This window comes from Nocardioides daejeonensis (assembly GCF_003194585.1).
Lineage (GTDB): Bacteria > Actinomycetota > Actinomycetes > Propionibacteriales > Nocardioidaceae > Nocardioides > Nocardioides daejeonensis.
Genome location: NZ_QHKZ01000001.1, coordinates 131097 through 144100 on the forward strand (window position 1 = coordinate 131097; position 13004 = coordinate 144100).

General features: G+C 70.7%; 5 protein-coding genes. 3 read left to right on the forward strand and 2 right to left on the reverse strand.

Annotation, left to right across the window (positions count from 1 at the left end; genetic code table 11):
* Positions 1-164 precede the first annotated feature (164 nt).
* From DNK54_RS00650 to DNK54_RS00660, 3 genes are all read left to right on the forward strand, one after another.
* Entirely contained in the window at positions 165-8693 is an 8529-nt protein-coding gene (locus tag DNK54_RS00650) for an isopeptide-forming domain-containing fimbrial protein (protein WP_110205040.1), read from the forward strand.
* Between the two features lie 77 nt (positions 8694-8770).
* Entirely contained in the window at positions 8771-9715 is a 945-nt protein-coding gene (locus DNK54_RS00655) for a bifunctional riboflavin kinase/FAD synthetase (RefSeq protein WP_110205041.1), read from the forward strand.
* Positions 9712-11067 carry a cryptochrome/photolyase family protein gene (locus DNK54_RS00660; protein ID WP_110205042.1) on the forward strand — a complete coding sequence of 452 codons (1356 nt, stop codon included), beginning with the start codon at positions 9712-9714 and terminating at the stop codon, positions 11065-11067. The genes DNK54_RS00655 and DNK54_RS00660 overlap by 4 nt, the downstream gene beginning before the upstream one ends.
* Before the next feature lie 2 nt (positions 11068-11069).
* On the opposite strand, the gene DNK54_RS00665 is transcribed toward DNK54_RS00660, so the two are convergent.
* Together DNK54_RS00665 and DNK54_RS00670 are read right to left on the reverse strand one after the other, a co-directional pair.
* Positions 11070-11714 (reverse strand): LuxR C-terminal-related transcriptional regulator, encoded by a 645-nt coding sequence (locus DNK54_RS00665; RefSeq protein ID WP_110205043.1) that lies wholly within the window; start codon positions 11712-11714, stop codon positions 11070-11072.
* On the reverse strand, positions 11699-12814 hold the full coding sequence (locus DNK54_RS00670; RefSeq protein WP_162602253.1) for a sensor histidine kinase: 1116 nt from the start codon (positions 12812-12814) through the stop codon (positions 11699-11701). Before DNK54_RS00670 ends, DNK54_RS00665 begins: the two co-directional genes overlap by 16 nt.
* Between the last annotated feature and the right edge of the window lie 190 nt (positions 12815-13004).

A 13004-nucleotide genomic window follows, 5' to 3' on the forward strand; every position in this document is an offset into this window, starting at 1 on the left:
TGGATTTCGGATGTTTCCGAAGCATCCCTCGGTAGCAGGGCGCGTCATCGTTTAACCTCGAAGCGGTGAGCGGCGATGTGGGAGTCGGCTGCTCCGACCACGGCGGCGACGTGTGGCCGTGGCTGGTGGGGAATGCGGGGCGTGGGCTCCGCGGGGAGTGTGTGATGTCTACGCGTTTTCATGCAGTCATCGGCAAGCCGGGATCCGTGGCCCTTCGGCTGGTAGCGGCGCTTGTTCTGGTCCTGGCGACCCTGGCGCTGGTGCCCGGCTCGCCGGCCGCCGCCGCGCCGCCGAACGACCTCGAGGTCAGTGCCGAGGTGACCGGCAACGTCCTGCTCGGTGAAGCGGCCGAGGTCCGGGTGACCGCACGCAACACCGGCAGCGTCGATCAGTACAACCTCTCCTTCCGCTACGTGCTGCCGGCGGGCGTCACCTACGTCCCGGGCTCGAGCAACGCGGCCCTCGGCGAGCCCAAGATCATCAACCTCCCGGCACCGGGCGGCGGCACGGTGCTGATCTGGAGCAACGTCTCCGACCTTCCCCTCGCGGCGACCCAGGCCCTCACCTTCCGGGTGCTGCCCGACAAGGACGTCTTCCCCGTCGGCAGCACCATCCCCACGGACGCCTCCGCCTACACCAACACCAACGAGCGCACGGTGCCGAAGTTCAACGGGAGCGGCACCTACACCACGGGAGCCGACAACCAGGGGACCGCTCCGCAGGAGCGGACCAGCGTCTCCGCGATCAAGGTGGAGAAGAGCGAGCCGAGTCCCGAGCACGAGCTGGTGCGCGGCGTCCACGAGCACCCCACGACGTACGCCCTCAAGGTCACGAACAACGGTCACTACGCGGACCGCAACGTGGTGTTGGTCGACTACCTGCCCGCGCAGCTCGAGTTCCTCGGCTGCGGCGACGTCGACAACACCGCCGGCGCCGACGTCGAGTACGCCGGCGCCCCACGGCTCGACGCGGTCGCCGACCTCACCGCCAACTGCCCCACGCCCTTCTCGGTGACGACGGTCAAGGATCCGGCGGGCTACCCGGGCGGGGTCTACACCCGCGTCGAGTGGCACCTCGCCGACCTCGCGCCGGGCGACACCACCACGGTCAGGTACCTGGCTGGCATTCCGATGCGGGCCAACCAGCTCTTCCCCGAGGGCGCCGAGCCGTCTGCGACCAGCGGTGAGCAGGGGGCCAACCTCGACAACAACACCGGTGCCTCCACCCGTGAGACCGACAGCGAGCAGGGGCTGACCAACCACGTGGGGGTGAGTGCCGACTACGCCGGTCCCGTGGCGGGCGGTGGCTCGACCAGGGTGGCCGACGAGGACACGCTGACGGTCACCGCGGAGGACCTCGCGGTGCAGAAGTCGGTGTCGCCGACGACCTTCACCCACGGCGGCATCGCGACCTTCACCTTCGAGCTGCAGACCGGCGAGTACGCCCGCGCCGACCAGATCGTGTTGACCGACGTGCTCCCTGACGGCCTCTGCCCGTTGCGTGCCGAGGGGCAGGGCATCAGTGGGTGCACCGCTGCCGGCTCCCAGGCGCCCACCGGGGCGAGCTACGACACCGTGACGGCCAACGCCGACGGCACCCACACCATCGTCTTCACGCCCGTCACCATGCCGGAGAGCGGCACCCACACGGTCACCTTCCAGGCGCTCATGGGCACCACGTACCGGCAGACCGGTGCCCCGACCGTGGCCGGTGACTCCTACGTCAACACGGTCTCGCTGACCGGCACCACGACCTCGGTCAACGGACTGGGCCACGAGAGCGGCACCCAGGCGGTCGAGGACGAGTCGCGCGCGACCCTCACCGGCGGCGAGGTGAAGCTTGATAAGCGGATCCTGCCCCAGGACGGCAGCACGCCGTACACGTGTGCCAAGCCCGCGGGCGACTACAAGGACACCGCGGCCCTGCTCACGGGCTCTGCGGCCGAGCGCGCCTCGGTGACCTTCGCCGAGGGGTCGCGGGTCTGCTTCCTGCTCGACGTCACCTTCCCCACGGGGACCGACACCAAGAACCCGGTCCTCAAGGACTTCCTGCCCGAGAACCTCACTTACGAGGCGGGCTCCGCGCAGCCCGCCGGCGGCAACAACCTGCCCGCCGGCCAGGTCACCATCACCATGCCCAGTGCCGGACCCGTCTTCACCCTCGGTGAGACCAAGTCGGGCGGCCGCTTCGTGACCCAGGGTGGGCGCTTCGTCTATGTGCTCTCGGCGATCGTGAACACGCCGGCAGCGCCCGGTGAGGTCGACGTGCCAGGCAACCTGGCGAAGCTCACCTGGACCGACACCAAGGGCAAGGTCAGCTTCCTCCGCGACCAGGAGGACTTCCGCGTCCCGTCACCGCCGCCGATCGCGATCGACAAGACGGCGTCCGCGACCTCCGTGGTTGCCGGTGACCAGGTCGACTTCAGCATCGCGCTCAGCAACAACGGGAACGCGGCCAACGGCAACGCTGTCGACATCGTCGGCCCGACCGTGTGGGACGTGCTGCCCCAGGGCATCGCCTGCGCCGATCTGGTCTCCGGTGTCGGAACGGCCCCGCGCCAGTGCTTCGACCCGACCTCCGCGGGTCGACCCACGTACGCCGGCAACGGCGTCCGCTCGGTGGTGATCTGGGAGCTGCCCGACACCGTGCGGATCGCGCCCGGAGCCACGCTCAACGCCGCGATCACCTACCGCGTCACCTATCCGGCGACCATCGCTGCGGGAGCGTCGTACACGAACACCGCGCACGTGCGTGACTACGGAACCGAGAACAACCTCGGTGTGATCGAGACCCACTACCCCAAGGAGAACGTCGACACGACGGTGCCTGCCGACGAGCAGGATGCTCCGCCGGCGAACGACAACCACACCGTCACCGTGCCGAAGGTCGAGCTCGACAAGTCCAACGACACGTCGGTCGACGACGCCTTGCAGGGAGCGAACCCGGGCACCACCAACTACGCGGTGCCGGGGGAGACGGTCACCTACACGATCGAGGCCAAGCTGCCGAAGAACACCACCGTCTACGGCGGGAAGATCACCGACGCCCTGCCGAGCCACGTCGTCTTCGACGAGCTCGTGGCCGTCGAGCACAAGGTGGGCGCCGGCGGATGGGCGACCGCGCCCGCCTCCGTGGTGCCGAGTACCCCCACCTACGTCGCGGCGACCAAGGTCCTCACCGCCACGTTGGCCACGCCCTTGGTCATCGGCGCCGAGGACCAGTGGGTGCGGCTCACCGTGCGGACCCACATCGACGTGGGCAGCACAGGCGTCCACAACCAGACGCGCGTGAACACCGCCCGATTCGACTCGACGAACCAGGCCGGCGGCAGCCTCACGCAGGTCACCGACACCTCAACGATCACGCTCGTCGAGCCGCAGCCGGTGGTCGACAAGACCGTGACGCCGACCAACCCCGGTGCGGGCCAGTCGGTCACCTACACGATCACGGCCAAGAACAACCGCCAGCCGGTGCTGCACGACTCGGTGCTCGTCGACTGCGTGCCCGCAGGCATCAACGTCGACTCCGGGAGCATCACTCCCAGCCGTGGCACCGCGGCCGTCGTCGCCAGCCCGGGCTGTGCCGCGGGCGCGACCCGGATCGAGTGGACACTCGGGGACCTGCCCAACACGCAGCCCTGGCCGACGCTCACCTACACCGCGACGGTCGACCCCGCCGCAGGCTCCGCTGCCACCTACGTCAACACGGTGACCGAGACCGGCACCTCGATGCCGGGCACCCCTCCGGGCGACAAGAGCTACGCCGCCACCGACGATGCCACGCTGACCGTCCCGAGCAGCACGATCACCAAGTCGGTGACCCCCACCCGTGCGCCTGTGGGCGATCGGGTGACGTTCACCGTCGACGTCGAGCTGCCGCGAGACGCGCACTTCTACGACGCCCGCGTGGTCGACACGTTGCCGGCCGGGATCGACCCGGCCTCCCTCCAGGACGTGGACGTGACGTGCACCGACAGCGGGGGTTCCTGCACCGTGCCGACGCCGACCAGCTCCACTGCCGGTCAGGTCGTCACCTGGAGCTTCGGGCACATCCCGACCTCGAGTGCGAACCGCACCCTGCAGGTCACCTACACGGCCGTCGTACGAAGCGACACGTTCGGCAGCCCGCAGGCCCAGAACGATGCCGGAGAGACGCTGACCAACAGTGTGCGTTTCCTCTGGAAGTCGGCCTCCGGGGACACGACCGACAAGCAGACCGGCCCCGCCACCTCGACCGCTACGGTCCTTGAGCCTCGCCTCAGCATCACCAAGGCCGTGTCGAAGGCCAACCCGGTCCACGGCGAGGAGTTCACCTACACGGTGACCGTCACCAACGCCACCGGTGCGAACGTGTCGACGGCGCACGACATCGACCTCACCGACACGGTGCCGGCCGGCGTCAAGGTGACGGCTGGATCGATCAGCGGCGGCGGTGCGCTCAACGGCGGAGCCACGGGCGGCGGCACCATCACCTGGTCCGACCTCGGTCCGTTGGCCGCGGGCGACTCCATCACGCTCACCTACAAGGGCACGCTGGTCTCCGGCACGAAGACCGGCCAGACCAACACCGTCGACATCACCGAGTACCACTCGCTGCCGAGCAACGAGGGCGGCGGACGCACGTACGACGGCCCCGAGGACGACGCGACCGTGACGCCGGCGCTGCCCGAGCTCACCGTGAGCAAGACGCTGCTCGACCCGGCGCCCGCCTACCGGGGGAAGCCGGTGCGCTGGCGGATCGAGGTCACCAACAAGGCCGGCGCGCCGACCGCGCACGATGTGGACATCGTCGACACGCTGCCCGCGGGGTGGACCTACGACGACGACTCGGCGATGGTCTCGATCAAGGGCGCCGCAGCGACCCAGGTGAATCCCGCGATCTCCGGTCAGGCGCTGACCTGGACGAATCTCGCCGATCTCGCCGGTGGCGAGTCGATCGTGATCGACCTGATCGCCATCCCGGGCGCTTCGGCTGCCGTCGGCTCGGGCACCGCGCACGTCAACACGGCGGCGACCTCGGGTAAGGACCTCGAGGGTGGCGTCGTGGTCACCGAGGACGAGGACGATGCCCAGACGCGCATCGACTCCGCCGACGTGCAGATCGTCAAGGCGGTGACCCCGTCGGGGGCCAAGCCGGTGGCCGGCGACGACTTCTCGTGGACGCTGACCGTCACCAACAACGGCGGCGACGTCGCGGTCGGTCCGTTCACCGTCACCGACACGCTGCCGGACGGCGTCACCTTCGTCTCCGCCGACGGTGGCGGCTGGACCTGCCACCCGCCGGTCCCCGCTACGCCGTCGGAGTTCACCTGCGAGCGCACAGGCACCCTCGCCAAGGACGCCTCGTTCGCACCGATCACCGTGACCGGCACGCTCGACGCCGACCTGGTGGCCGGCACCGAGATCACCAACAACGCCACGGTGAGCGCGGAGACGTACGACCCGGACAAGGACAACAACAAGGACGACGAGAGGTCGACGGTCACCACCATCGCCGACTTCGGCATCGACAAGGCGCTCAACGGCACCCTCGTGCCCGGGCGCGACGCGACGTACGCCATCACCGTGACGAACCACGGGCCGTCGTACTCGCAGGGCGCGATCACCGTCACCGAGACGCTCCCGGCGGGCCTCACCTACAAGTCCTTCACCGGCACGGGGTGGAAGCTCGACAACCAGAGCGGTCAGGTGCTCACGTTCGTCTGGGACGGAGCGAAGCCGGTGGGCATCGGCGCGCTGCCGGTGATCAACGTGACCGCGTCGGTGGCCAGCAGCCTCACCACGGCCGTCACCAACAGGGTGACCGTCGAGGAGCCGACCGACCCCACCTCCGGACCGGAGGAGCCGGACTCGAAGGACGTTCCCAGCACGCCGGCGCCGAGCGCCGACCTCAGCCTGGAGAAGACCCACGTGGGTCCGATGACGGCCGGGACGACCGACACGTACTCGTTCACCGTCACCAACCATGGCCCGTCCGACGCGGCCGGACCGCTCACCTTGGTCGACGACCTGCCCGCCGGCCTGACCTACGTCGCCGGCTCGGCGACCAGCGGCTGGACCTGCACCCCCGCGGGCCAGGTGCTCACCTGCACCCGGCCCGCCGGTCTGGTCGCCCAGACCGCGGGGAACGCCAACCAGGCGACCTTCACCATCGACGTGGAGATCGACCAGGCGCTGACCGGATCGGTGGTCAACCGGGCCGAGGTCACGAGCCCGACTCCCGACCCCGTGACGCCGAACAACGAGGATGACGACGACTCGAGCACCTCGGCCGACGTCAAGGCGGACCTGCAGATCACCAAGACGTTGACCACCCCGGTCGCGGACGTCATCGCTGGCACGGAGATCACCTACGAGCTGACGGTGAAGAACAACGGTCCCAGCCAGTCGAAGGCGCCGATCGAGGTCGCCGACGTGCTGCCCAGCGGCCTGAGCTTCGTCTCTGCGGTCGGCACCGGCTGGACCTGTGGTCATGCCGGCGGCACGATCACCTGCGAGCGCAACAGTGTGCTGGCCTCCGGCGCCACCGCACCCGTGATCACGGTCAAGGCGCTCATCGCTAGCGGCATCGGGGCCCAGACCCTGGTCAACACGGCGTCGGTCGACGGTCCGGACCCGGACCCGAACCCGAACAACAACAACGAGCCGGAGGACACGCCGGTCACCGAGGACACCGAGATCAAGCTGACCAAGACCAACGTCGGCGACAACCCGGTGCGGGCTGGCGAGGTCGCGACCTTCGAGATCCGGGTGACCAGCAGCGGACCGTCGGACGCACGCCAGGTCGTCGTCTCCGACGTGCTCCCGACCGGGATGACGCTGGTGTCGGCGATCGGCACCGACTGGACCTGCACCTCGGCGGGCGTCTGCACCATCGACCGCATCGTCCCCGGCACGCCGGCACCACCGCTGACCATCAAGGCACGGGTCGCCAGCGGCGTGCCGCACGGCACGACGCTGACCAACGAGGCCTCGGCCACGACGGCCACCCCGGGCGACGACCCGGCTGACAATGAGGACGACGCTGACGTCGACGTCGTCGCAGTGGCCGACCTCGCGCTGGAGAAGAAGCACAGCGGCGCACCGGTCGTCGCTGGAACGCCGACCGACTACACGCTGACGGTCGTCAACAACGGTCCCTCGGACGCCATCGCTCCGTTGACCGTGACCGACACCCTTCCCGCCGGGATGAGCTACCTGTCGGCCGGAGCTCCGTGGAGCTGCGCCCCGCCGACCGGTCAGACGGTCACGTGCACGCTTGCGCAGGGCCTGGTGGCCGGCCAGACGGCGCCTGCGCTGCAGATGTCGGTGATGGTGGCGGCGGACGCGGAGAGCGCCCCGGCCACCAACTCCGCCCACGTCGAGTCGCCGACCACCGACGACAAGCCGGGCAACAACACCGACGACGAGACGGTGCCGGTGACCCGCGCGACGAACCTCCGGGTGACCAAGTCGCACACGGGTACGGCGCATATCGGCGACGAGCTGTCCTTCGCCATCGCGGTGCACAACGAGGGTCCCTCGACCGCCCGCGACGTGGTGGTCACCGACACGCTTCCGGTCGGCCTGGAGTTCGTCTCCGCCACAGGCACGGACTGGACCTGCACAGCCGCTGACGGCGTGGTGACCTGCACCCTGGCCGGACGTCTGGCCAGCGGCGCCGACGCCCCGCCGATCACTGTGGTGACCGTCGTCCGGCCGGCTGCCTACCCGTGGGTCCAGAACGTCGCCGAGGTGGGCAGCAGCACCCCGGAGACGGACCCGGAGGACAACCGCGACACCGATCCGGTCGACGTGCCGGCCCTGGTCGACCTGGCGGTCACCAAGGAGCTCGTCGGCGACCTGGTGGTCGGTCAGGAGGGCCGCTACCGGCTCACGGTCACCAACAACGGTCCGACCGACGACCCGGAGCAGATCACCCTGACCGACGTCCTCCCCGCAGGGTTGGCCTACCGGTCCGCGGCCGGCGACGGCTGGGACTGCGCCGAGAGCGGCGGCACTGTCACCTGCACCCGGCCCGGCGGCCTGGCTGCTGGGGAGACCAGCATCGTCGAGGTGATCGTCCTCGTCGAGCCGTCGGCCTGGCCGGGCGTGCTCAACCAGGCGCGGGTCGAGACCCCGTCGGAGGACAAGGATCCGGACAACGACACCGACGAGGTGGAGAGCGACGTCACCCCGACCGTCGACCTCTCGCTCGACAAGTCGGTCGCCTCGCAGAAGCGCGGCCTGGTGACCTATCGCCTCACGGTGCGCAACGGCGGTCCCAGCGCCACCGTCGCGCCGCTGGTCGTGACCGACCGGCTCCCGAAGGGGCTCGAGTACGTCGCGGCCCACGGCAAGGGCTGGAGCTGCGTCGTGGCCGGGCAGCTGGTGACCTGCACCTACGTCGACCCGCTGCCAGCAGGGGCGGAGGCCAGCTTCCTGGTCGAGGCCCGGATCGTCGCCAAGCCGGGTGAGTCGATCCGCAACGTTGCCCAGCTGGACGGCGGCGACGAGGGCACCGACGGACCCACCACCGATGACGACGACGCCGTCGTCAAGGTGCCGCCGGTCAAGGACGGCGGTGACGACGGAGACGAGGACGGCACCGACAGCGGACTGCCCAACGCCGGTGGTCCTGCGCTGTGGATCCTCGTGGCAGGACTCGGGCTGCTCGGCGGCGGGCTGCTGCTGATCCGACGCCGCCGCGCGTGACCAGCTCCGTCGGGTCGGCCGTTCCCCGGGCCGACCCGACGGTGCTCTCCCATGCCCCGGTATGGAAGAGTGCCGCCGTGCAGATCTGGCGAAATCCTGAACGGGTGCCGGCCGACCTCGGGCCCACCGTCGTGACGATCGGGAACTTCGACGGCTGCCACCTGGGTCACCAGCACGTGGTGCGTCGGGCCCGGGAGGTGGCTGCCGATCTCGGTGGTCTTCCTGTGGTCGCGGTGACCTTCGACCCCCATCCCATGGCGGTGCTCCGCCCCGACCATGCGCCCAGCATGCTGACCACGGTCGAGGAGCGAGCGGCGCTGCTGGCCGACGCGGGCGCCGACCACGTCGTGGTACTGCCGTTCGACCGCGAGATCGCGGCGTGGAGCCCGGTCGAGTTCATCGAGCGGATCCTGGTGCAGAGCCTGAACACGAAGGCGGTCGTCGTCGGAGCCAACTTCCGCTTCGGCAACCGTGCCTCCGGCGACGTCGCGCTGCTGCGCGAGGAGGGGCTCGCCCACGGCTTCACGGCCGAGGGCGTGGCCCTGGACGGCGGTCCGCAGGTCTGGAGCTCGACCTACGTCCGGACCTGCCTGGCGACCGGCGACGTCGAGGGTGCTGCCGAGGCCCTCGGGCGCCCAGTGCGCGTGAGCGGGCCGGTGATCCGCGGCGACCAGCGCGGCCGGGAGCTCGGCTTCCCGACCGCTAACGTCCCGGTGCACGACACCGGGCTCGTGCCCGCCGACGGCGTGTATGCCGGTTGGTTGCGTCGCCTGGACACCGACGAGACGTTCCCGGCGGCGATCTCGGTGGGCACCAACCCCACCTTCGCCGGCGAGCGTGAGCGCCGCGTCGAGTCCTACGTGCTCGACCGCACCGACCTCGACCTGTACGGCGTCGAGGTCGAGGTCACCTTCGTCGCCCACCTGCGCGGCATGCTCCGCTTCAACGGCCTCGAAGAGCTCATCGAGGCGATGAACAACGACGTCTCCCGTACTCGCGAGGTCCTCGGACTCCTCCGATGACCGCTGCGCTGCTGTGGGTCCGGCGCGACCTGCGCAGCGGCGACCATCCGGCCCTGCACGCAGCCCTGGCGGCGGCCGGTCAGGTGCATGTGGTCTTCGTGGTCGACGAGCTGCTGTGGCAGCGGGCGGGGCGGGTGCCGCGCGGCTGGCTGGCTGCCAACGTGCTCGATCTTCGCGACGGGCTCGGCGGGCGCCTCACCGTCGTCGCCGGTGACCCGGTGCGGCTCGTCCCGGAGCTCGCCGAGCGGGTGGGTGCGGGATCGGTGCACGTCAGCGCGGAGACGACGCCATACGGCGTACGCCGGGACGCCGCGGTGGCGCGGGCGCTCACGGCCACGGGACGGGAGCTGGTCCGCACGGGCTCGCCGTACGCCGTGGGGCCCGGTCGAGTGCTGACCGGCGGCGGCACGCCCTACCAGGTCTTCACTCCGTTCGCCCGCGCCTGGCGCGCACACGGGTGGCCGGCACCGGCCTCCCCAGCGCCGCTGGAGGGGCTGGCCCCCGGCGCCTCGGAGCCGGCTGCGCTCGACGCGCTGCGCGCCGCGGTCGAGCTGGCCGGCACACTGCCGCGGCCAGGGGAGCAGGCGGCGCTCCTGCGGTGGCAGCGGTTCCTCGATGAGCGTCTCCACGGGTACGCCGAGACGCGCGACCGCCCCGATGTCGCGGGTACCTCCGGGCTCTCGCCCTACCTGAAGGTGGGTGCGATCCATCCCCGCACGCTGCTCGCCGACCTGGCGGGCAGGCACGAGGGGGAGGACGTCTCACGGCTCGTCGACGAGCTGGCCTGGCGCGAGTTCTACGCCGACGTGCTGCACCATCGCCCCGGGAGCGCGTGGCATGACCTGCGCGCGCTCGGCATCGCCCAGGACGACGCGGCCGACGCCGCCGAACCGCTCGCCGCCTGGCGGGCAGGACGTACCGGGTTCCCGATCGTCGATGCCGGAATGCGTCAGCTTGCCGCTACCGGCTGGATGCACAACCGGGTGCGGATGATCACCGCGAGCTTCCTCTGCAAGGACCTCCACCTGCCCTGGCAGGTCGGGGCCAGGCACTTCCTCGATCTCCTGGCCGACGCCGACCTCGCCTCCAACAACCACGGCTGGCAGTGGGTGGCCGGCACCGGCACCGACGCCTCGCCGTTCTTCCGGGTCTTCCACCCGGTCACCCAGGGGCTGAGGTTCGATCCGGAGGGGGAGTACGTGCGACGCTGGGTTCCCGAGCTCGCCGGCCTCCAGGGTCGTGCTGCCCACGAGCCCTGGAAGCACGGGGGAGCGCCGGGCTATCCGGCGCCGATCCTCGACCACGCGAGCGAACGGCTGGAGGCGCTGGCGCGCTACGCGGCCCGCCGGTAGGGCTACTCGACCTGCAGCCAGGCCAGCACCGCCAGCACCCGCCGGTTGTCATCCGCGGCGACCGGCAGGTCCAGCTTCGTGAAGATGCTGTTGGTGTGCTTGGTGACGGCGCGCTCTGTCACGTGCAGCTGAGCTGCGATCGCCGCATTCGAGCGCCCCTCGGCCATCAGGCCCAGCACGTCCCGTTCGCGCGGCGTGAGCCGGTCGATCGGCTGCTGACGACGGCGCGACATGATCGCGGCGATCACCTCGGGGTCGATGACCGTGCCGCCGGCGACCACGCGGCGTACGCCGTCGATGAAGTCGCCGACGTTGGCGACGCGGTCCTTCAGCAGATAGCCGACCGCTCCCTCGCCGCTGGCCAGGAGCTCACGGGCGTAGAGCTGCTCGACGTACTGCGAGAGCACCAGCACCGGGAAGCCAGGACGGCGGCTGCGCACCGCCAGTGCTGCGCGCAGACCCTCGTCGGTGTGGGTCGGCGGCATCCGGACGTCGAGCACGGCGCCGTCGGCCTCGGTGTCCCGCAGCGCGTGGTCGAGATCGACGGCGTTGTCGACCGCGGTCGACACGGTGATGTCGTGCGCCTCCAGGAGTCGGATCATGCCGTCGCGAAGCAGGGCGTTGTCCTCGGCTACGACGACGCGCACGGCACCTCCATGGTGATGAGAGTCGGCCCCCCGGTGGGACTCGACACCCTCATCGTGCCGTCGAAGGCACTGAGCCGTCGCGCCACCCCGCGCAGTCCGGACCCGGCGGCGGCCGAGGCCCCGCCCCGGCCGTCGTCGCCGACGACGACGCGCAGCAGGTCGTCCGTCTCGTCGAGGCCGATCCACGCCTCGCTCGCCACGGCATGCTTGCCGACGTTGGCCAGGCACTCGGCAACGGCGAAGTAGACCGCCGACTCCAAGGGCTCCGTGAGCCGCCCGCGCAGCTCGCTGGTCACCGTCACCGGCAGGGCCATGTCGAGTGCGAGCGCCTGGACCGCCCCGACGAGCCCGCGGTCGGCGAGGACGGGTGGGTGGATGCCACGCAGCACGAAGCGGATGTCGCCCAGCGCAGCCGTGGTCGTCTCGCGCGCCTCCGCGAGCAGCCGCGTGGTCGCCTCGGGATCCGTCGAGGCGCTCTGCTCCGCCATTCCGAGAGTCATCCCCAGCGCGACCAGGCGTGCCTGGGCGCCGTCGTGCAGGTCACGCTCGATGCGCCGCAGCTCGGCCGCGGCATGGTCGACGCTCGCCGCGCGTGACTCGGTGAGCACCTCGACGCGCTCCTCGAGCCGCTCGGTCCGCCCCTTGCACAGGAACCACCGGTCCAGGCCCGCGCGGGCGCCCATGATCTGCGGGGCTCCGTACCACCAGAGGGCGCCGGTCACGACGACGACCAGCAGCACGAGGGTCAGCAGCGAGAGCACGAAGCCGACGGGTACGCCGACCAACGCCCAGGCGACCTCCCGCCAGGTCATGGGGTCCATCGCCCAGGTCCGGATCCGGGCCATGGCGCCGAGCCCGGCGGTCGGGAGTCGATCCTCGGGAACCGGGTGGCCGAGGGTGGCGGCCGCCATCCGGCGGTGCAGGTCCGCGCTCCAACGCAGCACCGGAAGAGTCACCAGCAGCAGCGGGATGCCGACCGTGATGACCGCCAGTGCCCCAGCGACGATGCTCAGCACCACGAAGACCAGCGTCAACGGCAGGAGCAGGATCTGGAGCAGGGCGTATCCGGTGAGGCGCCACGGGCTGAGCTGACTGCGCATGGCCCCATCCTCGCCGATCACAGGCATGCGCGCGGTGGGGCCAGGTGCCTCCGCGGGGGTGGAGAAAGGTCCACCCCCGGTGGGGATCTGACCACCGTGACCGGAAGTGCGGATGCCGGGAGCGTGGGGGCAGTACGAGCTCCGGTGCGCGGAGCTCCCGTTGACGAGGAGATCCCCGATGCCTCTGGTA